Origin of the sequence: Buttiauxella sp. BIGb0471 (assembly GCF_024807715.1) — a bacterium.
Taxonomy (GTDB): Bacteria; Pseudomonadota; Gammaproteobacteria; order Enterobacterales; family Enterobacteriaceae; genus Buttiauxella; species Buttiauxella agrestis.
Window position 1 is genome coordinate 450,193 of record NZ_JANUEU010000002.1, and the last position, 25,077, is coordinate 475,269.

The 25,077-nt window shown below is 51.3% G+C and carries 30 protein-coding genes and 1 tRNA gene; 25 read left to right on the forward strand and 6 right to left on the reverse strand.

All coding sequences use genetic code 11. The features are described from left to right. Positions 1-36: 36 nt before the first annotated feature. A tRNA-Ser gene (locus tag M2371_RS08590) sits at positions 37-124 on the reverse strand. Positions 125-331: 207 nt separating this feature from the next. Here M2371_RS08590 and ghrA point away from each other — a divergent pair. The 4 genes from ghrA to M2371_RS08610 all read left to right on the forward strand — a co-directional run bounded on the left by ghrA (position 332) and on the right by M2371_RS08610 (position 3,272). Further along, positions 332-1,273: a glyoxylate/hydroxypyruvate reductase GhrA gene (gene ghrA / locus M2371_RS08595; RefSeq protein WP_259267465.1), complete on the forward strand. Its 942-nt coding sequence runs from the start codon at positions 332-334 to the stop codon at positions 1,271-1,273. A gap of 81 nt (positions 1,274-1,354) precedes the next feature. Beyond that, positions 1,355-2,092 carry a phosphatase gene (locus tag M2371_RS08600; protein ID WP_172894923.1) on the forward strand — a complete coding sequence of 246 codons (738 nt, stop codon included), beginning with the start codon at positions 1,355-1,357 and terminating at the stop codon, positions 2,090-2,092. Positions 2,093-2,130: 38 nt separating this feature from the next. Then, entirely contained in the window at positions 2,131-2,685 is a 555-nt protein-coding gene (locus tag M2371_RS08605; RefSeq protein WP_034494420.1) for a molecular chaperone, read from the forward strand. Between the two features lie 107 nt (positions 2,686-2,792). Further along, positions 2,793-3,272 carry a DUF1097 domain-containing protein gene (locus M2371_RS08610; RefSeq protein ID WP_034494422.1) on the forward strand — a complete coding sequence of 160 codons (480 nt, stop codon included), beginning with the start codon at positions 2,793-2,795 and terminating at the stop codon, positions 3,270-3,272. A 58-nt stretch (positions 3,273-3,330) separates the two neighbouring features. Here M2371_RS08610 and csgG read toward each other — a convergent pair whose 3' ends face one another. Genes csgG through csgD form a run of 4 tightly spaced genes read right to left on the reverse strand, consistent with a single transcriptional unit; the run spans position 3,331 to position 5,690 of the window. Next, positions 3,331-4,164 carry a curli production assembly/transport protein CsgG gene (gene csgG, locus M2371_RS08615; RefSeq protein ID WP_034494424.1) on the reverse strand — a complete coding sequence of 278 codons (834 nt, stop codon included), beginning with the start codon at positions 4,162-4,164 and terminating at the stop codon, positions 3,331-3,333. A 40-nt stretch (positions 4,165-4,204) separates the two neighbouring features. Next, entirely contained in the window at positions 4,205-4,621 is a 417-nt protein-coding gene (gene csgF, locus M2371_RS08620) for a curli production assembly/transport protein CsgF (RefSeq protein ID WP_034494426.1), read from the reverse strand. Positions 4,622-4,630: 9 nt separating this feature from the next. After that, on the reverse strand, positions 4,631-5,020 hold the full coding sequence (gene csgE / locus M2371_RS08625; RefSeq protein WP_034494428.1) for a curli production assembly/transport protein CsgE: 390 nt from the start codon (positions 5,018-5,020) through the stop codon (positions 4,631-4,633). A gap of 4 nt (positions 5,021-5,024) precedes the next feature. Beyond that, positions 5,025-5,690: a biofilm master transcriptional regulator CsgD gene (csgD, locus tag M2371_RS08630; RefSeq protein WP_034494430.1), complete on the reverse strand. Its 666-nt coding sequence runs from the start codon at positions 5,688-5,690 to the stop codon at positions 5,025-5,027. 790 nt (positions 5,691-6,480) lie between these two features. On the opposite strand from csgD, the gene csgB reads away from it, so the two are divergent. The 21 genes from csgB (at position 6,481) to M2371_RS08735 (ending at position 22,692) form a co-directional block, all read left to right on the forward strand. Beyond that, positions 6,481-6,936 carry a curli minor subunit CsgB gene (gene csgB / locus M2371_RS08635; protein ID WP_034494432.1) on the forward strand — a complete coding sequence of 152 codons (456 nt, stop codon included), beginning with the start codon at positions 6,481-6,483 and terminating at the stop codon, positions 6,934-6,936. Positions 6,937-6,983: 47 nt separating this feature from the next. Beyond that, positions 6,984-7,433 carry a curli major subunit CsgA gene (gene csgA, locus M2371_RS08640; protein ID WP_172894922.1) on the forward strand — a complete coding sequence of 150 codons (450 nt, stop codon included), beginning with the start codon at positions 6,984-6,986 and terminating at the stop codon, positions 7,431-7,433. A 66-nt stretch (positions 7,434-7,499) separates the two neighbouring features. Further along, positions 7,500-7,829, forward strand: coding sequence for a curli assembly chaperone CsgC (gene csgC, locus M2371_RS08645; protein ID WP_172894920.1), 330 nt, complete (start codon positions 7,500-7,502; stop codon positions 7,827-7,829). 131 nt (positions 7,830-7,960) lie between these two features. Further along, positions 7,961-8,272: a hypothetical protein gene (locus M2371_RS08650; protein WP_232062477.1), complete on the forward strand. Its 312-nt coding sequence runs from the start codon at positions 7,961-7,963 to the stop codon at positions 8,270-8,272. Positions 8,273-8,488: 216 nt separating this feature from the next. Then, positions 8,489-9,211 (forward strand): beta-ketoacyl synthase chain length factor, encoded by a 723-nt coding sequence (locus tag M2371_RS08655; RefSeq protein WP_259267466.1) that lies wholly within the window; start codon positions 8,489-8,491, stop codon positions 9,209-9,211. Continuing rightward, positions 9,211-9,981 (forward strand): 1-acyl-sn-glycerol-3-phosphate acyltransferase, encoded by a 771-nt coding sequence (locus M2371_RS08660; protein WP_259267467.1) that lies wholly within the window; start codon positions 9,211-9,213, stop codon positions 9,979-9,981. The genes M2371_RS08655 and M2371_RS08660 overlap by 1 nt, the downstream gene beginning before the upstream one ends. Positions 9,982-9,996: 15 nt before the next feature. Continuing rightward, positions 9,997-10,269: a phosphopantetheine-binding protein gene (locus M2371_RS08665; RefSeq protein ID WP_172894915.1), complete on the forward strand. Its 273-nt coding sequence runs from the start codon at positions 9,997-9,999 to the stop codon at positions 10,267-10,269. Between the two features lie 19 nt (positions 10,270-10,288). Continuing rightward, positions 10,289-10,537 carry an acyl carrier protein gene (locus tag M2371_RS08670; protein WP_034494447.1) on the forward strand — a complete coding sequence of 83 codons (249 nt, stop codon included), beginning with the start codon at positions 10,289-10,291 and terminating at the stop codon, positions 10,535-10,537. A 4-nt stretch (positions 10,538-10,541) separates the two neighbouring features. After that, positions 10,542-11,111 carry a hypothetical protein gene (locus M2371_RS08675; protein ID WP_259267468.1) on the forward strand — a complete coding sequence of 190 codons (570 nt, stop codon included), beginning with the start codon at positions 10,542-10,544 and terminating at the stop codon, positions 11,109-11,111. After that, the gene (locus tag M2371_RS08680) at positions 11,104-12,423 is read left to right on the forward strand and encodes an AMP-binding protein (protein WP_259267469.1); all 1,320 of its coding nucleotides are present in this window, start codon (positions 11,104-11,106) and stop codon (positions 12,421-12,423) included. The genes M2371_RS08675 and M2371_RS08680 overlap by 8 nt, the downstream gene beginning before the upstream one ends. After that, positions 12,410-12,760 (forward strand): hydroxymyristoyl-ACP dehydratase, encoded by a 351-nt coding sequence (locus M2371_RS08685; protein WP_259267470.1) that lies wholly within the window; start codon positions 12,410-12,412, stop codon positions 12,758-12,760. Before M2371_RS08680 ends, M2371_RS08685 begins: the two co-directional genes overlap by 14 nt. Next, on the forward strand, positions 12,751-14,448 hold the full coding sequence (locus tag M2371_RS08690) for a glycosyltransferase (RefSeq protein ID WP_259267471.1): 1,698 nt from the start codon (positions 12,751-12,753) through the stop codon (positions 14,446-14,448). Before M2371_RS08685 ends, M2371_RS08690 begins: the two co-directional genes overlap by 10 nt. Then, entirely contained in the window at positions 14,442-14,867 is a 426-nt protein-coding gene (locus M2371_RS08695) for a thioesterase family protein (protein WP_034494455.1), read from the forward strand. Before M2371_RS08690 ends, M2371_RS08695 begins: the two co-directional genes overlap by 7 nt. Continuing rightward, a complete protein-coding gene (locus M2371_RS08700) occupies positions 14,860-15,465 on the forward strand; it encodes an outer membrane lipoprotein carrier protein LolA (protein WP_259267472.1) in 606 nt (201 codons plus the stop codon). The genes M2371_RS08695 and M2371_RS08700 overlap by 8 nt, the downstream gene beginning before the upstream one ends. Beyond that, entirely contained in the window at positions 15,437-17,770 is a 2,334-nt protein-coding gene (locus tag M2371_RS08705; RefSeq protein ID WP_259267473.1) for an MMPL family transporter, read from the forward strand. The genes M2371_RS08700 and M2371_RS08705 overlap by 29 nt, the downstream gene beginning before the upstream one ends. Beyond that, positions 17,767-18,342 carry a DUF3261 domain-containing protein gene (locus tag M2371_RS08710; RefSeq protein ID WP_259267474.1) on the forward strand — a complete coding sequence of 192 codons (576 nt, stop codon included), beginning with the start codon at positions 17,767-17,769 and terminating at the stop codon, positions 18,340-18,342. The genes M2371_RS08705 and M2371_RS08710 overlap by 4 nt, the downstream gene beginning before the upstream one ends. 2 nt (positions 18,343-18,344) lie before the next feature. Then, the gene (locus M2371_RS08715; protein WP_259267475.1) at positions 18,345-19,517 is read left to right on the forward strand and encodes a beta-ketoacyl-[acyl-carrier-protein] synthase family protein; all 1,173 of its coding nucleotides are present in this window, start codon (positions 18,345-18,347) and stop codon (positions 19,515-19,517) included. Continuing rightward, the gene (locus tag M2371_RS08720) at positions 19,510-19,968 is read left to right on the forward strand and encodes a hotdog family protein (RefSeq protein WP_172894901.1); all 459 of its coding nucleotides are present in this window, start codon (positions 19,510-19,512) and stop codon (positions 19,966-19,968) included. The genes M2371_RS08715 and M2371_RS08720 overlap by 8 nt, the downstream gene beginning before the upstream one ends. Positions 19,969-20,111: 143 nt before the next feature. Next, positions 20,112-20,843, forward strand: coding sequence for a 3-ketoacyl-ACP reductase FabG2 (locus M2371_RS08725; RefSeq protein WP_172894899.1), 732 nt, complete (start codon positions 20,112-20,114; stop codon positions 20,841-20,843). Beyond that, complete coding sequence (locus M2371_RS08730; protein WP_259267476.1) at positions 20,840-22,069, forward strand: beta-ketoacyl-ACP synthase; 1,230 nt, start codon at positions 20,840-20,842, stop codon at positions 22,067-22,069. Before M2371_RS08725 ends, M2371_RS08730 begins: the two co-directional genes overlap by 4 nt. Further along, positions 22,060-22,692, forward strand: a complete 633-nt coding sequence (locus M2371_RS08735; protein ID WP_259267477.1) for a 4'-phosphopantetheinyl transferase superfamily protein — start codon at positions 22,060-22,062, stop codon at positions 22,690-22,692. Before M2371_RS08730 ends, M2371_RS08735 begins: the two co-directional genes overlap by 10 nt. Before the next feature lie 72 nt (positions 22,693-22,764). Here the strand turns inward: M2371_RS08735 and M2371_RS08740 are convergent, their stop codons facing one another. Next, positions 22,765-25,068 carry an Orn/Lys/Arg decarboxylase N-terminal domain-containing protein gene (locus tag M2371_RS08740; RefSeq protein ID WP_259267478.1) on the reverse strand — a complete coding sequence of 768 codons (2,304 nt, stop codon included), beginning with the start codon at positions 25,066-25,068 and terminating at the stop codon, positions 22,765-22,767. Between the last annotated feature and the right edge of the window lie 9 nt (positions 25,069-25,077).

Consider the following 25,077-nt stretch of genomic DNA (forward strand, 5'->3'; position numbering starts at 1 on the left):
AAGTCTGAACGTGAATTCAGACTTTCTCTTTAAATATGGCGGTGAGAGAGGGGTTCGAACCCTCGATACGTTGCCGTATACACACTTTCCAGGCGTGCTCCTTCAGCCACTCGGACACCTCACCGTTTTGTTGTTCCTTGACTGCTGGAACGGGCGCTAATGTAGGGAAAACAATTGTCGGCGTCAATCCACTTTTTAGTTATTCTGGTGCGTTTAGCCAAACTTCAAACAACTTGTTTCTTAAAGCGCCAGAACGTGATGGTTTTTTATTACATTCATCTTATGTATTGTTAAGTACTTGCTGATAAGTCTAAGAAATAACGGAGAAAGCATGGATATTATTTTTCACCATCCGACCTTTAATGCTCAACAGTGGATTGAAGGCCTACATCAAAAACTTCCAGAAGCAACGGTTCGCCAGTGGTTGCCTGGCGATAACCAGCCTGCGGATTATGCGCTGGTCTGGCATCCCCCGGTGGAAATGCTCAGCGGCCGTTCGACACTGAAAGGCGTATTTGCGTTGGGGGCGGGTGTGGACTCCATTCTGAGTCAACTCCAGAAGCACCCTGAGATGCTGCCAAAAGGTGTACCGCTATTTCGCCTTGAAGATACCGGTATGGCGCTTCAAATGCAGGAATATGCCGTCAGCCAGGCGTTGCACTGGTTCCGCCGCTTTGACGATTACCAGGCATTAAAACAGCAGGCGAAATGGGAGCCGCTGGAAGATTATCGCCGCGAAGATTTCACCATTGGTGTGCTCGGTGCGGGGGTTTTGGGTGGAAAAGTCGCCGAAAGCCTTGCTGCCTGGGGCTTCCCGGTGCGCTGCTGGAGCCGCAGTAAAAAAGATTATCTGGGTATCACAAGTTACGCGGGCGCAGAACAACTGGGTCAATTCCTCTCCGGCACTCGCGTGCTGATTAACCTGTTACCAAACACACCGCAAACCGTGGGCATCATCAACAGCGAGTTGCTTAATAAACTTGCTGACAATTCTTACGTGATGAACCTTGCGCGTGGCGTGCATTTGGTTGAAGACGATCTGCTGGCGGCGCTTGATAGCGGTAAAGTAAAAGGTGCGATGCTCGATGTGTTTGCCAAAGAGCCACTTCCTCATAACAGTCTGTTGTGGAAACATCCTCGCATTGCGATTACCCCGCACCTTGCGGCGGTTACGCGTCCTGAAGAAGCGATGACGTATATCGCGAAAACGATTCGCCAAATTGAAAACAAGGAATCTCCGAGCGGACAGGTTTCTTTGGACAACGGCTACTAAACCAATGCCCGGCCTGGTCCGGGCTAAAAAACAACGGCGATAACTGCTATCCTTGCGGGAAAGAGATAAAAGGAGAGAGCCATGTATCCCGTTGACCTGCACATGCACACCGTCGCCAGCACCCATGCCTATAGCACCCTTCATGACTACATCGCGATTGCTAAAAGCAAAGGCATCAAACTGTTTGCGATTACCGACCACGGCCCGGATATGGCTGATGCACCGCATTACTGGCATTTTGTGAATATGCGCATCTGGCCAAGAGTGGTCGATGGCGTAGGCATCTTGCGTGGCATTGAAGCCAACATTAAAAATACCGCCGGGGACATCGACTGCACCGGCCCGATGCTGGACTCACTCGACCTGATTATCGCCGGTTTTCATGAGCCTGTTTTCCCGCCACAAGATAGTGCCACGCACACCGAAGCCATGATTGCAGCGATGGCGAGTGGGAATGTCCACATTATCAGCCATCCGGGCAATCCAAAATTCCCGGTTGATATCGAAGCCATTGCGCAGGCGGCAGCCAAATACAACGTGGCGCTGGAGCTGAATAACTCCTCATTTACACATTCGCGCAAGGGCAGTGGCCCTAACTGCCGGGCCATTGCCGCCGCAGTGCGAGACGCCGGGGGCTGGCTATCGTTGGGTTCTGACTCTCATACCGCCTTTACGCTTGGGGATTTCGATGAATGCCGCAAAATTTTGGCAGAAGTTGAGTTCCCGGAAGATCGTATACTGAATGTTTCCGTTCGCCGTATGCTCGGGTTTCTTGAATCCCGCGGTATGGAACCTATCGACGAATTCGCCACACTGTGATTATCACTGACTGAATTTCTACTAAATGGACCGTTAGCATGAATGAGTTTTCAATTATTTGTCGCATTTTAGGATCACTGTATTACCGCCAGCCTCAGGATCCTCTGTTGGTTCCGCTGCTGACGATGATCCGCGATGGCAAACTGGCTGAGCACTGGCCGCTGGAGCAAGACGAGTTGCTGGCTCGCCTGCAACAAAGCTGCGATCCTCAACTATTGGCTGCTGATTATAATGCGCTGTTTGTTGGCGAAGAGTGCAGCGTGCCGCCGTACCGTTCAGCATGGGAAGCGGGCAGCAACGAAGGTGAAGTGCGTGAGTTCCTCAAACAGCGCGGTATGCCGCTGGCCGACACCCCAGCCGATCATTTTGGCACCTTATTGTTAGCGGCTTCGTGGCTGGAAGATCAGTCACAAGAAGATGAGTTTGAAGCGCAGGTTCGCTTATTTGACGATTACCTGTTGCCATGGGCGGGGACGTTCCTGGGCAAAGTTGAAGCTCACTCTACAACCCCGTTCTATCGCACCCTGGCCCTGCTGAGCCGTGAAGCTATTCAGGCGATGCGTGATGAGTTAGAAGAAGAAAACGAAGAGTAGCTATATGTGATTTAAGTCGCATTTAGACTGCAACGTATCAGTGGGATCTACAAAAAATGTGCGGTAGATCGTGGTCGAACCATAAGGCTCTGCTATGATACGCCGCTATGAACATACTTATTTCTCTGGCATTGACCACCGGTATTCTCTCAGGCCTCTGGGGTTGGGTTGCGGTGAGTCTCGGTCTACTCAGTTGGGCAGGTTTCCTCGGTTGTACCGCGTATTTCGCGTGTCCTCAGGGTGGTCTCAAAGGGCTTTTCATTTCTGCATGCACTTTATGCAGCGGTGTTCTTTGGGCGCAGGTGATTATTCACGGTAGCGCGCTGGCTCCGCATCTGGAAATTCTGGGATACATGGTCACAGGTGTGGTGGCGTTTCTGATGTGCGTGCAGGCAAAACATATGTTGCTATCGTTTGTGCCAGGAACGTTTATCGGGGCTTGCGCCACCTTTGCAAACCAGGGCGAATGGCGAATTGTGGTGCCTTCATTGCTGCTTGGACTGGTCTTTGGGTTTGCCATGAAGAACAGCGGCCTTTGGCTGGCAGCGCGAAAAGCCAAACCTGAATCTCAAGTTATTGCCGAATAGAGTTAGACGCATAAATAAAAAAACCAGCCGCGGCTGGTTTTTTTCTATCTGCTGAATATCAGGATTCAGGAGGGACCGACATTTCTCGGTATTTAGCGAGTATCGGATTATTAATGTCTTGCGGATTTTGTAGATCCCACAAGCCGCGATTAATACCATCATTCACCAGATAAATAACGCCTGTTTCAATGGCCGACATCAGACACATCATCACAGGTTCGTTAGTCGTATAGCCGATTTCACCTTCCAGCAACCGTTGGTAATCTACGAAGCGGAATACCCCGGCCTGAACTTCATAAGACAAAATCGTTTTACTGGTGTTTACCGACGACAAGACTTCACCGGTACTGACGTTAACAACACGCAAGTTAACTGCAATTTGATCCAGCTGATATTGTGTTTCGCCGCCGATACCAAAATAGCGTGCGCCCACACCACCAGATTTCACGTTACTTTCATACCCAATAATTGAACCTTCAACCATCACGTTTGCGGCAATAAGAGAATCAAGAGGTCTGCGGTTATTCTCGGCAACCGTGCCATTTTCCTGTGCTGCACGAATGATCTTACGTTCGTTTAACAGGTTTTGCAGGCCCTGACGCTCCAATGGAACAAACCAGCGTGAATCTTTCAGCGCTGTTACCAGCATTGAAGTCGCACTCTGTGGAACAGCAGTTGAGAAGTTACTTGCTGGATAAGGTTTAAATTGCCCGGTTTCATCCTGAATATTATAAACCGAGACAAACAGTTTCCCTTTTGATTCCGGCAAATGGGTTAAATCACGATAACTTTGCGCCCGAGGCATAAGTGTAGGTTTCGCAGCTTCTTTTGGTGGCGCTGTCAAACAACCACTTAATAAACACACCGCTACGATGAGAAGTAAACGCTGCATGATGTTTATCCTTAAATACTTTTTCATTATTTAAGAGCCACTAGAAATCAGTAGATGAGTTCTGTAAGCCAGCAACCTGAATAGTTGATGTCTTCCCTGTTTTACGGTCAGTCACGTTTAATTGCAGCTGCCCATCAGAGTTGGCGATATCAACGATAAAATCATTGGTTACCATGCGCCCTGGTTTGCCCGTATTAATATTGCTAAGCAAACCGCCCAATAACTGTGACTGAATGGCCTGAGTAAAGTTATCCAGTGCAGACGGAGTTTCAATACCAAAGTTGTCATCGAAACTGGGGTCTTTGTAAGAGTTTTGTGCTTGTGCAGAATTAAGTAAAAACGACCCGTTATTAGGGTTCCCGCCAAAATTTGGGTTCGTAAATTGGAACGTCATACTTCCCGCCCACGACAGGGGCGATATTAGCAGTAAAGACAAAACTGCATGAGTGATACGCATGGCAGCCTCCTAAAATTCGTCGGTGGTTAAATCGCCGGTGCTCAACAATGTCTTGTCAATTTGCCGGCGATTAATCGCTTCTTCGGTTTGAACCAGTGCGATAGTGACGTTGCGGTCAAAATCACGTTTTGAGGGGAATAAAAAGGACTGAAAAATAACGTCCTGATCGACTGTAATGGTAATCCAGCTTCCCCAACGGGCACTGGGTCGCTCATTTATAGTTAAATTCCCGGTAAAACTGCTTTCCCACCTGTCACTGAAGGCTCGATAAAAGTCATGGCCCACGGAAGAAACGGTGTGATCCGTTAACAATCCGGGGATTTCAACTTCCACGGCGCGAACGCCCCCGGAGGCGCAGAGTAAAGCTGACGCCAGCAGTAAAGCAGCAGATAATTTCATCGCCTTATCGCCTGAGGTTGTCGTTTGCCCAGGAAACCGCCTGAGTGCGGTTTTTTACAGATATTTTCTTGAAAAGATTATAGAGATGAGTTTTTACCGTGTTTTCACTTATAAATAACGACTGAGCGATTTCAATATTCGAAGCGCCAATACGCAATTTATTAAGTATTTCCTTTTCACGGTGAGTCAATAGAGAGGACTCGACATTATTGAAACGATAATTCCCTGAGTGATTAATAAGGTAGCTTGCTAACTTTTGCGAGAAGTAGCACTCTCCGGCCATCACACCACGAATTCCTTCTACCACACGCGGTTCTTCCTCAGACATATAAAACACACCATTAATATGCGGCCAGTTTTCTATGTCACGGAATTGATACTCTTCAGGGGTGTTTAATAACAACAACTTAATGCTGTTATGTTTGCGACCTAAGTTATCCTGCCAATAGTTAATCAGCTTTTTATCGGCTTCAACCATATCGAAAAGCACCACAACATTACCGACGACATCTTCAAGAGAGCGTTGAATGTTATGAAGTTTCCCATTAATAGAGAGTGAAGACTTTAGATGCTGTAATAACGCAGTCGCCTGTAGCGAGGGTTTAGTGATCAACAATAAAGTTTGAGCATTTAACGCCTGACTATTCATTGTATGGACTTCATTAAACATGATGAAACTCCATCCGAGTTTGCGCATCAATCAGCTGGATTAACAGAAAGTTAATCCACCAGAAGTACTGATAGGTGCTGCACTGCTGTGTTTGAAATTAATGTAACACTGTCAAATAACGCTAAGTTGCGCCCTGACTTATTGTGTTAAACAAAATGTTACTGCTGATTTCAATCTAGCGGTTACTAATCTTAAAGCAAGTGTTAAAGCTGTTACAGAATGTAACTGTAGATATTAAAATGTTGCAACTGAATGTTTTTACTATTTAGTTTTAATACTAAAGTTGTACACATATTATAAATTGCACAGTTTTAAAAATCATACAAATGATTGTAATATGTTGATTTATATCAAATAATTGATTTTTATTATCTGCATGTTGAAACTTAACATATGTAAATAGTGAAGGTTACACTCTCCGTTGAACACTATCTTAAGAAAACTCATCTTCGTGACAGAGGCAGCTAAAAATTGCCAGGGTTGACTCTGGAAACTCAGCCAGGCGGCAAAGTCAGGCTTGATTAGAGAGGGTATTTTAAATGGTTGCAGGCTAATGAAAATTATCTTTCAGGAAGCCTTTGTTGTGTTTGGTGTTTTTTATTTATCTCATGCTTTGTAATGAGTGGAAATATCAAAATACAACGTGCGGGTGAGGTATTTTAAATGTTTCGACAGACATACTCATTTCCGTAACGCAGCAATAACCTTTCATCGTTAGCGTTAACAAGTAGGCAGCAGTTTAAATTGGAAGAAGTATTTCAATGGCTGCATCCAGACTCAGGGTGACAACATGAAAAACAGATCGTTATTTATGATGTTAGCATTGCTGGGTGCGCCTGGTTATGTATTTGCGAATAATCCTGACCTCGCAAAATCGGAATATAACTTTGCTAGAAATGAATTAAGCAAAAGTTCATTCAATCAGGCAGCAATAGTCGGTCAATATGGGAACAATAATAATTCACATGTTGACCAAAATGGAACCCGGCAGTTAGCGGTGGTAAATCAGACAGGTGCTGGAAACCGCGCGAACGTCGATCAATCAGGGAGTTACAACGTTGCTTATATTGCGCAAACAGGCTACGGCAATGACGCGGATATTCAGCAACAATCGTCGGGTAATGCCGCACTTATTATTCAGAAAGGTACTGCTAATAGGGCAAGCATTATTCAACAGGGCACGCAAAAATCAGCAGTTGTTGTACAGAAACAGTCTCAAATGGCGGTACGCGTAATTCAACGCTAATACATGACTATTTAGACTAACATTCTCAATACAATGGGGGTTTCACCATGAACTTTTTCAAAATCGCAGCAATCGCAGTAGTGGTGGTTTCAAGCAGTGCAATGGCATCAGGCCTTCAATTCCCTTGGAATCCAGGTCACGGTGGTGGTAATAACAATGGCCCAGAATCAGAAATGAAAGTGTACCAACACGGTGCAAATAACAACGTAACTGCGCTGCAAGCTGATGCGAAAAAATCTACTGTAGATATTAAACAATATGGTGTAGGCAACGGTGCTGATGTTGGCCAGGGTGCTGATAACGCCTCTATTGACCTGCTGCAAAAAGGTTCTAATAACAACGCAACAATTGATCAATGGGAAGCTAAAGGCTCAACCATTGATGTTAGCCAATATGGTTCAAGAAACGGTGCAACTGTTAACCAAACAGCCGCTGGCTCTTCCATTGAGTTGACCCAGGTTGGCTACCGCAACGGTGCAAATCTTCAACAGCATTAATTGAGATTTTGCACTATATAAAAACAGGGCTTATGCCCTGTTTTTTTATATGGGAGGGGAATATAAATGCACACTTTATTATTGCTTGCGGCCCTCGGTAATCAGCTGAGTTTTGACACTCAGCAGCAGGGAAATATCTATACCATTGTACCCGTCGCGACATTAACTCAGGACTGTCAGTGCCAATTCAAGCTCACGGCACAACGTTCGGGTACCGCCGGACAAAGTAACAGTAGCCAAAGCAGCCAGGTCTTTATCAAAGCCAACGAACCCGCCAAATTATCCCGTTTGAGTCTCAATATTTCGCCTGGAGACAACGTCACCATCACGGTGACAGTGACCGACGGAAAAGATATTCATCTGGAAAAACAATGGGCCCCGCCGGGGCATGTTTAACTTTTCCTCCCTTAAGTTAAATTATTGTTGCGCATATGTGGCATTTATTTCTTATTTGAACCAGGTTTTATCTGTAGTTCGCCAGTTTTTTGCCGATAACCCTCATACCACTTAGTTGAGGAGTCCATAGTGTGAAAACATCAAGCCTTAGACGTTCAATGCTCTTGCCATTAGCCATATTTGCATTCCCGTTATTTAACGCACACGCAGACGGCGGTGTGATTCACTTTCAGGGCTCAATAGTCGAAGATGGATGTCGTTTATCGCCGCAGGAACAATCTGTTCAGTTCTCTTGTTCGCAAAATGGAAAGCCAGTCGTGCAAACTGTTGCATTTAATAAACTCAATGATTTCTCTGTGGGCGCGGATACCCCGGTTTCTACCAACATTCGCTATCTCGATTCCGCACGAAAATTGGCTATTCTGGAAGTTACCTATCGTTAAAACTAAAGGCCCGGAAGCTATGGGCCTTTAGATTTATCTTAGCAGTATTTATTTTATGGCTATTTTTGTTACTATTCCCGCCGCTTGTTAATTAATAAAGCTCGAAATATAAGCGCCTTGAGAAAAATCTTTATAAATTAAGATTCTTATCGTTGTCTTGATGCTTCGCGCGGGATATATCTGGCTGGTCGTCGAAGACGGGAAATGGTACTGAGCATGAAGTTAGCGTTTAATATTGTCGACTGGCAGGCTAGTGCCCCTGGTTTATCTGAAAACGAACAGTGGCAGGCGTGGAGCAACGGCCCGGCGGTCATCGCATCGGACGCGCCGGTGGCTAAATGTCGCCATTTACCGATGATGACCGCGCGTCGCCTGGCTTCGGGCAGCCGCCTTGCGGTGGATTGTGCGCTGGCAATACTGTCTCGCCATCAGGTTGATGCCCTGGTTTTCTCCAGTCGCCATGGTGAACTGGAACGCAACTTTCGAATTTTGACGGCTCTTGCCGAAGGTGAAAGCCTGTCGCCCACAGATTTTGCCATGTCAGTTCATAACTCAGCGGTGGGTAATACCACCATTGCAGCCCGCCAGGCACTGGTTTCCTCTTCGGTTTCTGCGGGATACGACAGCTTTGCGCAAGCATTAGTCGAAGTGGCTGCTCTGCATCATGCGGGTTACAAACGGGTATTGCTGGTGGATTTTGACGGACTTATACCCGAATTTTACCACCCGCACCTTGCCGGAGAAGCGGTAAATATCCCGTTCTCCGTCGCGTTGTTACTGGAAGCAGGCACGCAAATTTGCTGTGAAGCGACACCATGTCGAATGAGCGAACCACAAAATTTGCCGCAGGGTCTGGCGTTTTTGCATGGCTGGCTGAGTAAAAAGGCTGCATTCACTCTTCCGGGTGAGCGTATGGACTGGCGCTGGAGTCGTCATTAATGTGGCTGCGCATTAAATGGTACTGGCGCGTGCTGATGACCGGCTGGTTATTCGTGCTATTTGGTAGCGGTGGTCTGCTACTTACGCTCGTCTGGTTTAATTTTCTGTTGCTGTGTGTGCGCGATAAACCCAAACGCCGCGAGATTGCGCGTCGTAGCATTGCTGCCAGTTTCCGGTTATTTTTACGCATCGGACGCGGGCTTGGCGTATTCGATTACCGTTTTGAGGGTTTCGAACAGCTCACAAACGATCGCGGATGTTTGATTGTTGCGAACCACCCGACACTGTTGGATTACGTATTTATCGCCTCCCAGGCACCCCACATTGGTTGTCTGGTGAAAGCGAGCCTGATTCAAAATCCCTGCTTCCGTGGTGTCATAAAGGCTGCGGATTACCTGGTTAACAGTCAGGGCGAAACATTACTCCCTGAGAGCCAAAAGCGGCTGGCGGAAGGGGAGGCGATATTGATTTTCCCCGAAGGAACGCGCACAAAACCTGGAGAACCGCTGGTGCTTCAGCGCGGTGCGGCCAATATTGCGGTGCGCAGTGGCTGTCCGTTACGAATCGTCCATATTTATTGTGACCAACGTTATTTGGATAAACATAGCCGCTGGTATCAGATACCCAAGCGTAAACCTATGATCACTGTGAGTGTAAAGCAGCGGATCGAAAGCCAGGGGTTTATGGCGAATCATGACGAAGCCTCCGCACTTGCGGCCCGTCGTCTGAACCAATATTTGTGTCAGGAACTGGTACCTGATCCTCATTAAAACTCGGATGTAACTATGGAATCCTTAGAGACCGATATTAAACAACTCATTATCGACACTCTGAATCTGGAAGAGATCAGTGTTGATGAGATTGAAAGTCAGGCTGCCTTATTTGGTCAGGATGGCCTTGGACTTGATTCCATTGATGCACTGGAATTGGGCCTTGCGGTTAAAAAACGTTTCGGCGTGGTGTTATCCGCTGAAAATGAAGCGATGCGCGAACATTTTTATTCCGTCGCCAATCTCGCTGCCTTTATTAAGAGTCAAAACCCTGCGCACAGCGCCTGAATGAAACCACGAGTACGTTATGAATAAAGACGATATTTATCAGGAAGTCACTGGGTTACTGGTGAAGTTATTTGAACTGTCTCCTGAACAAATTACCCCGCAGGCTCGTTTATATGAAGACCTGGATCTCGACAGCATTGATGCAGTCGATATGGTCGTTCATTTGCAAAAGCGCACCGGTAAAAAAATCAAGCCGGAAGATTTCAAAACGGTTCGCACCGTACAGGATGTCGTAGACGCGGTAGAGCGTTTGCATAGCGAGTCTTAATCGCGTGCTGGCAAAACGTGCACTCAGTATTGTTGGAGGGCTGGCCGTCATCGGTTGGCCCTTTGCCGTCTGGTTAGTCATCTCATATCCCCAATTACACATTTTGCTGCCGATTCTGGCGCTGTGTTTTGTGCTGCGTTTGTGTACCTTACGGGGCAAAACCGGAGCCTTGAGCCGCGCCTTTAAAGGCCTGGCGATGGCGGGCGCGGCGTTGTCCGTTGCCAGCATCTGGATGCGTGAAGCGCAACTGTTGTTGTGGTATCCGGTGGTCGTTAATGGCGTCATGCTGGCGTTATTTGGCTCGTCGCTGTTTAGCAGCATGTCGATAGTCGAGCGCCTGGCACGCTTGCGCGAAGGGAACCTCCCGCCAGCAGGCGTGCGTTATACCCGCCGCGTGACTCAAGTCTGGTGTGTGTTCTTCATCATTAATGGCAGCGTGTCGCTGTTTACCTGCCTTGCGGGGAACGTTCATTGGTGGACGCTGTGGAACGGAATGATTAGCTATCTATTGATGGGGCTATTATTTGCCTGTGAATGGCTGGTCCGGATACGGGTGAAACGACGTTATGAATAACCCTTTGCCGTTGGCGCAGTGGCTTTACGCAAATCGTCACCCGCAACATGTTGTGGCGTTTGCAGGGCAAAAGCTCTGGACTCAGGCCGATTTAATCAATGACGTGCAGCGCATTTACGGCTGGTTGAAGACTCAGCCAGGTGAGCATTGGGCGCTCTGTTTTGACAACAGTTACGATTTCCTTGCCGCGCTATTAGCCACGCTTCACGCCGGAAAAACGCCGGTTATTCCCGGTCATCGTCGTGAAGCACAACTGCGCGAGCAGCAAACCCATTTCTACGGTGTGATGAGCGATACCGCTCTCAATCTCAGTTGCCCGGTGATTAACCCGCAAGGTTTAATCTGCATGCCGGTTCAACCGTTTGAACCCATTCCTGCCACTGCCGGCGTGGTGCTGTTCACTTCCGGCTCAACGGGTGAACCCGCGCAAATATTCAAATCATTACAAGCTCTGGATGAAGAAATTGCCTGGCTTGCTGCGCTGTGGGGCGACAGTTTACGCAACTGCCGCGTGGTCGGGTCGGTTTCGCACCAGCATCTCTACGGTTTTACCTTCCGCATCATGCTGCCAATGGCGCTCGGTTTGCCGGGCGATGCGGCGATGATCCACTTCCCGGAACAACTTGCCGCTCACTCTTCGCACCCGCTGCTGTTCATCAGCAGCCCGGCATTTTTAAAGCGCCTTGATATCAATCTGACGCCACCTGATGTGAAAAGAGTGATTTCCGCGGCCGGAAAGCTGGATGACGACACGGCGAAAATGGCGCGAGCCTGGCTTAAACAGCCTGTCTCAGAAATTTATGGCACCACTGAAACGGGCGTGCTGGCGTGGCGGGAACATTCGCAATTGGCACCTGTTTGGCAGCCATTCCCGTTAGTGAATTTTATTGCGCAAGAGGATGGCTGGCAGGTTGCGTCGCCATTAACGGATAATAACCCCGTGCAACTGGACGACATTCTCGAATTTACGCCGCAGGGGCATTTTCGTTTATCGGGTCGCCGCGATCGCATTGTAAAAATTGAAGAAAAGCGTATTTCACTCAGTGAAATTGAACGCCGTTTGCTGATGCTACCGGGGATTGAAGATGCGGCAGTGGTTCCAATTATGCGCGCAAACCGCATTGCGCTGGGGGCGGTAGTGGTCGTTGGTGAGCAAGGCGGAGATAAGCAGCGCTGGCGAGACGCGCTCCGCGCCTGGCTTGAGCCGGTCGCTATTCCACGTTACTGGCGTATCGTCGAACGCATTCCGCTCAATAGCCAAAGCAAACGCGCATGGACGCAACTACAGGAATTATTTGATGAAACCCGTTGAGTTAAATCGCTCGCAACCCGAGGCGCACCAACTGTGTTTACAGCTGGACGTTCCTGCAACATTAGGCTGGTTTTTGGGGCATTTCCCCACGCAGCCGATTTTGCCTGGCGTCGCCCAGTTGGATTGGGTGATGGCTTACGGTCTGGAGCTGGCGCCGGGAATGTGCTTTAGCGCGATTGATAGCGTTAAATTCCAGCGGCCAATTGTGCCGGGCAGCAAGCTGGGACTGAATCTGCAATGGGACGCGCAACGCAACGTGCTGAGTTTTTCTTACACCTTGTTGACTGAGCAAGGCGAGATCCCAGCCAGCAGCGGGAAGATCAAACTATGCCCGTAACGCCTTCGGCTTTTCGCCCCTGCGTGGTGATCCCCTGTTACAACCACGGCACCACGATAGCCGCTGTGGTGGCCAGACTGCAACCGTATGATCTGCCTTGCATTATTGTTGATGACGGCAGCGAAACTGCGACTAAACAGCAGCTGGCGCAATTAACCGGCGTCACCTTGATTGAGCTTGAGTCCAACCAGGGTAAAGGCGAGGCGGTGATGACCGGGCTTAAAGCGGCGGCGCAGGCAGGGTTCACTCACGCCATTCAACTTGATGCCGACGGGCAGCATTGTATTGAAGATGTGCCGCGTTTTTTAGATGAAGCTCGCGCACATCCTGCCAGCCTGATATCAGGCACCCCGGAATACGATGAATCCGTGCCGAAATCGCGCCTTTACGGGCGTTACATCACCCACGTCTGGGTATGGATTGAAACGTTATCCCTGTCGTTAAAAGACAGTATGTGCGGCTTTCGCGTCTATCCGCTGGCGGCTACGCTTGCGGTAATTGCCCGCCACTGCCCCGGCAAACGAATGGATTTCGACACCGAAATCATGGTGCGATTGTATTGGGCAGGGACCGACAGCCGTTTCTTGCACACCCGGGTGATTTATCCGCCAGATGGCATTTCACATTTCGATGCGCTGCGCGATAACGTGCGTATTTCCTGGATGCATACGCGATTGTTCTTCGGTATGTTGCCGCGCATTCCGACGCTGCTGACCCGCCGCCGTCATCAAAGCGCCCACTGGGCGCAAGTCCCGGAACGTAAAGGGTTGGCGGGAATGCGCCTGATGCTCAATATCTACCAGCGCTTAGGGCGACGTGCATTTAACGCTCTGCTTTATCCGGTAGTGGCGTGGATGTGGCTCACGGGAAGCACGCAACGAAAAGCCTCGCAACAATGGCTGGCACGCGTTCGTGAACAAGCGCAAACCCAGCAAATCACGTTGCCGAATGGCTTAAATAGCTATCGCCATTTCTTACGTTTTGGTGATGCGATGCTCAACAAAATTGCTGCCTGGCGTGGGGATATTATCTGGGGACGCGACATTGAATTCGCGCCCGGCAGCCGTGAAGTGTTACAGCCGCAGGCTGGGCAGGGGAAGCTCATTCTCGCGGCCCACCTCGGCGATATCGAAGCCAGCCGCGCTCTGGCACAGGTTGAAGCCGGGCTGGTCATTAATGCGCTAGTCTTTACCGAACACGCCCAGCGTTTTCGCCAGATTATTGAAGAAATCGCTCCTCAGGCTGGTGTGAATTTATTGCCGGTAAGCCACATTGGCCCGGAAACAGCCATGATGCTGCAAGAAAAGCTCGAAGCCGGAGAATGGGTGGCTATCGTCGGAGACAGAATTGCGGTAAATCCACAGCGCGGTGGCGAGCGGCGCGTGTGCTGGAGCGAGTTTATGGGGCGTCCAGCTCCCTTTCCGCAAGGGCCGTTTATTCTTGCCGCCGCATTAAGATGCCCGGTCATTCTGATGATGGTCTTGCGTGAACAAGGCAAGCTGCGCATACATGCAGAACACTTTGCCGATCCGCTATTGTTGCCGCGCGCCACGCGCCAACAAGCGTTACAAGAGCACATTGATTTTTACGCGCAGCGTCTTGAGTTTTACGCGCTGCGCTCGCCACTCGACTGGTTTAATTTTTATGATTTCTGGCAATTGCCGCCGGAAAAGGAGTCTGGATGTTAAATTCCCCACGTTTTACCGTGGAGATCGGTATTAAAGTCCCATTCCATGATGTCGATGCGATGGGTGTGGTGTGGCACGGTAACTATTTTCGCTACTTTGAAGTGGCGCGTGAAGCGCTGCTCGGGCAGTTTGATTACGGTTATCGCGCCATGCAGGAGTCGGGTTACGTCTGGCCGGTCGTCGATACACGGGTGAAATACCGTGATGTTGTGAAATTTGAACAGCAAATACTGGTGCGGGCCACGGTGCTGGAATACGAAAACCGCCTGAAAATTGGCTACGAAATTGTCGATGCCGCAAGCGGAAAACGCACCACTACCGGTTACACCATTCAGGTTGCCGTTGAAGCAACAACGGGGGAGATGTGTTTTGTCTCCCCTCAGATCCTTTTTGAACGCATGGGCTTGAGTTATGAATAGAATCATTTTTTTGGCCTTGCTGTTTATCAGCTGTACGGCGAGTGCCATTACGCTTGATGACGTGCAACGCAGCTTTGCCTCGCAGCCAGTTGTGCGGGCGAAGTTCCAGCAGGACCGCCAGATTAGCGGCATGGCACAACCGCTGCATTCCAGCGGAGAAGTGCTTATCGCAAAAAGCAAAGGGCTGTGGTGGCAACAACAGCATCCTTTCCCGATGACGCTGGTGCTCGATGATAGCCACATGGCGCAAATCATGGGCAATCAGGCACCGCAGATCATCACCGCGGACAGCAACCCGCAAATGTTCCAGTTCAACCATTTATTGCGCGCGTTATTTCAGGCCGACCGCAAAGTGCTTGATGAAAACTTTTCCAGCGTGTTTACCGACCAGGGCAAAGGCCAATGGCAACTGGTCTTAACGCCAATCTCCACGCCGCTCGACAAGCTTTTCAGCACCATTACGTTGCAGGGCGACAAATATCTTAATCGTATTGCGTTAAACGATTTGCAGGGCGATTTCACCGAAATCACCTTCAGTAACCACCGTCTGGAACCGCGAAAATTGACTCATGAAGAGCAGCAACGCTTCACCTTCTGACGTGCATCGTCGCCTGGCATGGGGCTGGCTGGCTGTCGTCACGCTGCTGGTGGCATTGCTCGCCGTGACGCTACCCAAAGCCAGGCTCGACAGCAGCGTGCTTTCGCTCCTGCCTGCCAGCAGCCTGGGGAAAATCCCGCCGCAAATCGAGAACGGTTTTTTGCAACGTCTCGACAGGCAAATGATGTGGATGGTTAGCCCTGGCGATAAGCCGAATGACGAGGCGGCAGCATGGTGGCAAACGCAACTGCAACAGCAGCCGTTTTTGCAAGGCGTGCAAGGTCCGATGGATGCCAAAGGCCAGCAGGAGTGGGGGAAATTCTACTTCGAGCACCGTAATGGCCTGGTGGATACCCAGACCCGCAGCCGTTTACAAAACGGTGGGGAAGCGCAGGCGCAATGGATATTAGCGCAACTCTATTCGGCGTTTTCCGGCGTCAGCGGTAAAGAGCTGACCAACGACCCGCTGATGCTGACGCGTGGCTCGCAACTGGCGCTACAACAGACGGCAAGCCAGATGCGGCTGATGAACGGCTGGCTGGTGGTGCGTGATAAACAAGGGCGTTACTGGTATTTGCTGCACGGCGAACTCAAAGGTTCTTCCTTTGATATGCAGCAAGGGCGCGAAGCGGTTGAACAACTGCGAGCCTTGCAGCAAAAGCTGAAACAGCAGTTCCCGCAGGCACAAGTGATGTCACGCGGCACGCTGTTTTATAGCGATTACGCCAGCCAGCAGGCCAAACACGATGTTTCTACGCTGGGTCTTGCCACGGTTATTGGCGTGCTGTTGTTGATATTGCTGGTGTTCCGCTCGGTGCGCCCGCTCATTTTATGTGTCACTTCTGTCGGCATCGGCGCATTGGCGGGTACAACCATCACGCTGTTGTGTTTTGGCGAACTGCATCTGATGACGCTGGTGATGAGTATGAGTATCGTCGGCGTTTCGGCAGATTACACCCTGTATTACCTCACCGAACGTATGGTTCACGGCGGGCAAAATTCACCGATTGCCAGTTTGCGCAAAGTGCTTCCGGCATTGCTGCTGGCGTTGGCGACGACCGCCATTGCTTATCTGATTATGATCCTCGCGCCTTTCCCCGGTATTCGCCAGCTCGCGGTATTTGCCGCCAGCGGTTTGGTTGCGTCCTGCCTGACGGTGGTGTGTTGGTATCCGTTTGCGGTGCGCGGTTTGCCCGTCCGCCAGGTGCCTTGCCGCCATTGGCTCAACGCCTGGCTTGACGCGTGGCAACACAACAACGCGGTGCGTTTTGGAATACCACTCGCATTGTTGGTTATCAGCCTCGGCGGAATAGCATCATTAAAAATCAATGACGATATCGCCAGCTTCCAGGCACTCCCGCAAGATTTGCTTCGTGAAGAACAGGCAATAACCGCCTTAACCGGGCAGGGGATGGATCAAAAATGGTTCGTGGTTTACGGCGACAGCGCCGAGCAAACCCTGCAACGTCTGGAAAAACTCGCCCCCGCGTTGGCTAAGTTGAAAGCCGATAAAGCCATCGACAGCTATCGCCTGATCCCACTTGCCTCCCTTGAACAGCAGCAGGCCGATTTGCAATTGCTGCGTGAAGCGGCTCCGGTGCTACAAAAACGCCTCGCGCAAAGCGGGATTACGGTAAGTGCGCCAAATCTGCAACAAATGGCGGTGACGCCGGATGTCTGGCAAAAAAGTGTGATCAGCAGCGGCTGGCGTTTGCTGTGGCTGTCGTTACCAGATGGCAAAAGCGGTGCGCTGGTGCCTGTGAGTGGCGTTCACGACAGCCAACAACTCGGCCAGATTGCGGCAAAAATTCCGGGTGTCAGTTGGGTTGACCGTAAAGTCATGTTCAACGAATTATTCAGCCATTTCCGTAGTTTACTGGCCACGCTGTTAGCTGCGGCGGTAGTGGCGATTGCGCTCAGTTACGTGCTGCGCCTGGGCGTGAAACGAGGCTTGCTCAGTGTTGTGCCTTCGCTGTTATCGCTGGGCGGTGGTCTTGCGGCACTCGCCTTCAGCGGGCACGCACTCAATTTGTTCTCGTTATTAGCGCTGATGCTGGTGCTGGGAATTGGCATTAATTACACCTTGTTCTTTAGCAACCCGCGTGGAACACCGCTGACGTCATTGCTGGCCATTAGTGTTGCCTTGCTGACCACGCTTTTCACCTTAGGCATGCTGGTCTTTAGCCAGACGCAAGCCATCGCAAGCTTTGGCATTGTGTTGAGTTGCGGGATCTTCTGCGCATTTTTAACCGCACCTTTAGCCTTACCTCCATCCACCCAGGGAAAGGGAAAGAGAGAATCATGAAAAAACTACCGACATTGGCCGTCTTGTTTAGCGCGCTTTTACTGAGTGCATGCAGTGCCCCAAAACTGGATAACACTCGCCCGCAGGCGTGGTTAAAACCGGGTACGTTAGTGGCGTTACCCGCGCCGGGTATTTCACCGTCCATCACCGAACAGCAGCTATTAAGCGCGGAGGTTAAGGGCAAAACACAATCGCTGATGGTGCTGCTCAATGCCGATCAGCAGAAAGTGATGCTGGCGGGTTTGTCCCCGCTGGGGATTCGTTTATTCCGTTTGACCTACGATCAGAGCGGGATTAAAACCGAACAATCCATCACGCTTCCGCAATTGCCTCCAGCCAGTCAGGTGCTTGCCGATATTATGTTGAGCTACTGGCCGATAAGCGCCTGGCAGAAGCAATTGCCAGCGGGGTGGACGCTAAAAGATATTGATTCACGCCGTGAATTGCGCGACGACCAGGGTGAGCTGATTGAAACCATCCACTATCTGATGCGTGATGGAATCCGCCAGCCAGTGAGTGTTCACCATCTTCGTTTCGGCTATGTCATCCGTATTCAGCACCTGGAAAGCTAATCATGATTACTTTTTCGGCCGTGGGCATGGTTAATGCGTTGGGCAACAATCTTGAAGACATTGCGGAAAATTTGCAGGCAGGCGTTGCGCCAGGCATGGGGCCAGATACTGAAGGCTGGCTGCAACAAGGCGAATGTTGGGTCGGACGCGTCACGGGTGAATTGCCTGAAATCCCAGAAGAAATGGGGCAATACAACAGCCGCAACAATCGTCTGTTGTTGGCGGCGCTGGCGCAAATTCGCCCGCAGGTGGATGAAGCAATAGCGAAATACGGCGATTCTCGTGTGGCGGTGATTCTCGGGACCAGCACTTCCGGGTTGGATGAAGGCGACCGAATGGTGAGCGGCAGTCACGGCGGAAATCCCCCCGAATCTTATCGTTACGGTCAGCAAGAATTGGGTGATCCATCGCGTTTTCTCAGCGACTATCTGCAATTATTTGGCCCGGCATTGACGATTTCTACCGCCTGTTCCTCCAGTGCGCGGGCAATCATTACCGGCAAACGGCTGATTGAGTCGGGCATAGTGGATGCCGCGATTGTGGGTGGTGCGGACACATTAAGCCGAATGCCAATTAACGGCTTTAGCAGCCTCGAGTCACTAAGCAACGTGCGCTGTAAACCCTTTAGCGCCGAGCGCAACGGGATCTCCATCGGCGAAGCAGGTGTGTTGATTTTACTCACCCAGGAGCCGGGGAAAGTACGGTTGCTGGGCGTTGGGGAATCGACGGATGCCTGGCATATGTCGGCTCCGCACCCGGAAGGTGTCGGGGCGATTCGCGCCATTGAAATGGCGCTGCGGGAAGCAAAACTCGCGGCGGATGAGATTGGCTATATTAATATGCACGGCACCGCCACCCGTCTGAATGACGAAATCGAAGCCAAAGTGGTGAATCAACTTTTTGGTGAGCGTATCCCTTGCAGCTCGACGAAACACCTGACCGGCCACACGTTAGGTGCAGCAGGCGCTTGTGAAGCCGCACTGTGTTATTTATTGCTGGCAGGTGATTTGCCGTTACCCGCGCAGGATTTCAGTGATACGCATCAAGACTTGACCCTCGCGGGCTGTGGTTTACTCACCGCGCCGCAGGCATTCTCTAAACCCATCATGTTGTCGAACTCATTCGCTTTTGGCGGCAACAATGCCAGTCTGATTTTAGGAGTTTCCGATGACTGATTTTCTTGCCCCGCACCACTATTTGCCGCACGAAGCGCCAATGTGTTTGCTCGAATCGGTCGTGGCGGTGGAACAAGAAAGCGCGCAGTGTCGCGTGACGGTCAGTCGCAGCGGCGTGTTGGCACCGTTCCTGGATGCGAAAGGGAATTTGCCGGGTTGGTTTGCCATTGAGCTGATGGCTCAAACCGTCGGCGTCTGGTCTGGTTGGCATGCCAACAACAACGGCGAAGAAGCAAGCCGTGTGGGTATGCTGCTGGGCGGGCGGGGTTTGCGTTGCCCGGAAGGTTTTTTCCCGCAAGGTGCGGTGCTGGATTGTCACGTTACGCTACTAATGCGTGATGACAAAATTGGGTGTTTTGAAGGACAAATTCTTGCAGACGGAAACGTACTGGCGAGCGGGCGAGTCAACACGTATCAGCCTGATAATAATGAATTAGAACAATTATTTTAAAGGAAAGCTGTTGTAGGTCGGGCAAGCGCAGCGCCCCCGACACCACGGGCGAAAATGGTGGATGACGCTGACGCTTATCCACCCTACAAAAAGAATTAATCTGATAATAAATAAAGAAATTATTTTAATGGGATGGCAGCAAGATGACACAAACGGTATTAATCACCGGGGCCAGTAAGGGAATTGGCAAGGCTATTGCTTTGGGGCTTGCCGCCGATGGATTTGCGGTAGTGGTGCATTACCATCGCGACGAAGCGGGCGCACAGCAAACGCTTGAAGAGATTAAAACTCAGGGCGGAACAGGTCGCGTCATGCAATTTGATAGCTCCGAGCGTGAACAATGCCGCAGCGTTATCGAAGCTGATATTGAAAAGCACGGTGCATATTGGGGCGTGGTGAACAACGCGGGGATCACTCGTGATGGTGCGTTCCCGGCACTCAGCGATGACGATTGGGATGGCGTCATTCGCACCAATCTCGACAGCTTTTATAACGTTATCCAGCCGTGCGTCATGCCGATGATCGGCCTGCGAGCGGGAGGGCGAATTATCACACTCTCGTCGGTTTCAGGTCTGATGGGCAACCGTGGGCAGGTGAATTACAGCGCCGCAAAAGCGGGCATTATTGGTGCCAGCAAAGCGCTGGCCATTGAGCTTGCGAAGCGCAAAATCACGGTGAACTGTATCGCGCCTGGCTTGATTGACACCGGCATGATTGAAATGGAAGAGGCCGCGTTAACCGAAGCGATGCGCCTGATTCCATTGCAGCGTATGGGCCAGCCGGAAGAAGTCGCTGGGCTTGCGCGTTATTTGATGTCACCCGTGGCGGGTTATGTGACGCGCCAGGTTATCTCCATCAATGGAGGTATGTTGTGATTAAGCGTGTTGTAGTGACTGGAATGGGTGGTGTCACTGCGTTTGGTGAAAGCTGGCAGGATGTGGCGACGGGCTTGAAGTCGGGTAAAAACGCCGTACGCCAGATGCCGGAATGGCAAATTTATGACGGGCTGAACACGATGCTCGGCGCTCCTGTCGATAATTTTGTTTTGCCTGAGCACTACACCCGCAAGCGCATCCGGGCGATGGGCCGCGTTTCATTGCTTGCCACACGTGCAACCGAGCTTGCACTCATTCAGGCCGGTTTGCTGGATGACCCGATTTTAACCAGCGGCGAAACCGGTATTGCCTACGGTTCTTCTACCGGCAGTACCGGCCCGGTGAGCGAATTCGCCACCATGCTGACCGAGAAACACACGCGCAATATCACCGGCACCACTTACGTGCAGATGATGCCGCACACGGCTGCGGTGAACACCGGGCTATTCTTTGGTTTGCGCGGGCGCGTGATCCCCACTTCAAGTGCGTGTACATCAGGCAGCCAGGCGATTGGTTATGCGTGGGAAGCGATTCGTCACGGCTACCAGACCGTGATGGTTGCGGGTGGTGCAGAAGAGTTATGCCCATCGGAAGCGGCGGTTTTCGATACGCTGTTTGCGACCAGTCAGCGCAACGATCGGCCAAAAAGCACGCCTTCTCCTTTCGATGTGCAGCGTGATGGACTGGTGATTGGCGAAGGTGCGGGCACGTTGATCCTTGAAGATCTGGATCATGCGCTGGCGCGCGGTGCGACGATCTACGCCGAGATTGTGGGTTTCCACACCAACTGTGATGCGGCACATATCACTCAGCCGCAGAAAGAAACCATGGAAATTTGCATTGAGCGTGGCCTGCGTTCAGCCGGGCTGACGGCCAGTGATATTGGCTATATTAATGCTCACGGCACCGCCACCGATCGCGGCGACATTGCCGAGAGCCACGCTACGGCGGCGGTATTCGGCGCTCGCACGCCAATCTCCTCGCTGAAAAGCTATCTCGGCCATACGCTGGGGGCTTGTGGTGCGCTGGAAGCGTGGATGAGTATCGAAATGATGCGCGAAGGCTGGTTTGCCGAAACGCTGAATTTAAGTGCGCCTGATGAAGCCTGCGGTGAACTGGATTACATCATCGGCGAAGCGCGCAAAATCGACACTGAATTTGTGCAAAGCAATAACTTCGCCTTCGGTGGTATCAACACTTCACTGGTGCTGCGCCGTTGGCAGTAAACGGTTATCACCTTGCGGTGGGTGACGTTGCCCAACTGAAAGATGATGCGCTGGCTACGCGCTGGCTGGCGGCTGAATTGCTACAGGACGCGCCTGGCGGGCGTCGCCGGGATGAGTGGATCGCGGCCAGAGTGTTATTGGCAATGCTGCTCAATAATGGCCCGTTACCTCAGCTGGAACGCAGCGCGCAAGGTAAACCGCATCACCCGCAATTGCCCGCATTTAATATCAGCAATAGCGGCGCAAGTGTCGCTGTGCTGGTGGGGGAAGGGGATGTCGGCTGTGATCTTGAAATAATCCGCCCGCGCGCGCGTTTTATAGCGATTGCCCGCCACAGCTTTGACGCAAACCTGTGCGACTGGCTGGAATCTTTGCCAGAAGTGGAACACATCCCGCAGTTCTGGCGGCTGTGGACGGCGCATGAAGCGGTGCTTAAACAGCGCGGGGGAACGGTCTGGCAAATGGATCAGCTCCATTTGCCGCTCCAGACGTTATGCCCGCCAGACCGTTTCTTGCATCATGTTACCGTGGGTGAGTTGCTGATCGCCTGCTGCGGTGAGCAGCCATTCCCCACGGATTTTGGTGCGGAGTTGGTGATTTTGTCGGATGACGCCTGCGGCTAATCCGACCTACGTGATTAGGTGATTTTGTAGGGTGGATAAGCGCCGCGTCATCCACCTGTTTTTAAAGCATTTTTACTGCTTCAATGCCCAAATGTGATAAACCCCGTCTATCAGTTCGGCACCTTCCAGCTCTTTCTCAAAACCGGGGAATTTTTCTCCCCATTGCGCGATGCTGCTTATGTATTTCAGCCATGGGCCATCTGCATCGCCGAAGCTTTCACCCGGCATCACAATCGGTATTCCCGGTGGATAAGGAATTACGCCCACTGCCGAAATACGGTTGGGTAACTGGTCGATAGGTAAATGGTCGGCTTTGCCCGCCATATGCTGCTGGAAGGCGATGCGCGGGCGCGTCACCGGAACGGGAATATTGCCAAACGCCTCGGCTTGAAGTTTGTCCATTTGGCTGGTTTTCATGTAGTTAAACATTTCATCGCACAAGTCTTTCAGCCCCATTCCTGCGTAACGTGCAGCGTCGGCGCTGATTAAGTCCGGCAGGCAGCGTTTGAGCGGCGTGTTGTTGTCGTAGTCGGTTTTAAACTCCAGCAACACGTTGATTAATGTCCCCCATTTCCCCTTAGTGACACCGATGGAGAACAGGCACAGCACCATAAAATCGGTGGTGCGCGACGGCACAATCCCGCGCTCGCCCAGATACGCCGTGACCATTGCCGCAGGTATTCCAGATTCCAGCAGATTGCCGTCATCGCCCATACCCGGTGCCAGAATCCCGGCTTTGATAGGATCAAGCAAACACCAGTCGTCTTCGAGTTGATCAAAACCGTGCCATTTTTCGCCGGGCTTCAGCGTCCAGCAAGCGGGGTCGGTAGTGAGCTGTTCCCGTGACGCTTTGACAAACGGCACTTCATTTCCCGCAGTATCGGTGATGGTCGGTGCGTTCCACGGTGAGAAGAACCAGTCGTTGTTTTTGGCAAATGCCGCATGCACTTTTGCCAGCGCGAGGCGGAAATCGACCGCTTCGACAATCACTTCCTGCGTCAGCGCTTCGCCCTGGCCACCGTCCATCATCGCTGCACCAATTTCGTTGGAGGCGATGATCGCATACAGCGGTGAAGTGGTGGCCTGCAGCATGTACGACTCATTAAAGCGCGAGTGCTCAACCGGTTTTTTGCCGTTACGAATGTGGATGTAGGAAGATTGCGACAGAGCCGCCAGCAGCTTGTGCGTGGAGTGAGTGGCAAAAACGGTTGGCCCAGTGCTATCGAAATCTTTCGGGTCGCCACGCATCGCAAAGCGGCCTTTGTACATCGGATTGAAGCGGGCGTAGGCGTACCAGGCTTCATCAAAGTGAATCTGATCGACGCTTTGCGCCAGCAGCTCTTGCGCCGCTTCGGCGTGATAACACATGCCGTCGTAAGTACAGTTGGTGACGACCGCGTAAACCGGTTTATCACTCACCACTTCGTGTTTCAGCGGATTGGCGTCAATCGCCGCCCGAATACTTTCTGGCGTGAATTGCCGTTTTGGGATGGGGCCGATAATGCCGAAGCGGTTGCGCGTTGGCACGAAATAAACCGGCAGCGCCCCGGTCATCACTAAGCCTTGTTCAATAGACTTATGGCAGTTACGGTCGCAGAGCGCGATTTCAAGCTCGCCTACTACCGCCTGCATAATGGCGCGGTTAGAGCCGGAGGTGCCGTTTAATACTGAATAGCTTTTGTGCGCCCCAAACACTTCGGCAGCGTAGGTTTCTGAGGCTTTGATTGGCCCGCTGTGGTCGAGCAATGATCCCATGGCGGCGCGTTCGATACCGGTATCGGTGCGGAATAAATTCTCGCCGAAGAAATCGAGAAATTCACGCCCGACCGCCGATTTGGTAAACGCCACGCCGCCCTGGTGGCCCGGTGCGGCCCATGAATATTCCGGGTTTTCCAGCGTGTAATTAAACAATGCGCGAGTAAACGGCGGCAGCAATTGCTGGTAATAGCGCTGAATCAGAGAGCGGGCGCGCGCGGCAATAAATTCGGCAGTGTCTTCGTGCATCCAGACAAATTCATTCACCAGCCGCATGGAGTCGAGCGTTAACGTATCGACGCACGAGTGTTCCGCCATTAACAGCACCGGAACACTCTTATTGCGCCGCCGAATGGTTTGCAGCAGCGCAAAGGCCTGGCTGTGGGATTCGTCGTCATTGCCGCCGGAAGTCCAGTCCACAAAGATGCAGCACAGCGAGGCATCGGACGTCACCGTCGCGATGCCATCGTCAAAGGTTGCCGCTGAAATCACGGCAAAGTTATTTTCTTCCAGCGCCTCGATAAGCTCTGCCACTGCACGTCCATTGGCGGTGTTAACGTCCTGAATACTGCTGTCGACCACCAGAATTTTGCGTTTTTGATGCGTGCCTAAATCAAGCATATCCAGCTC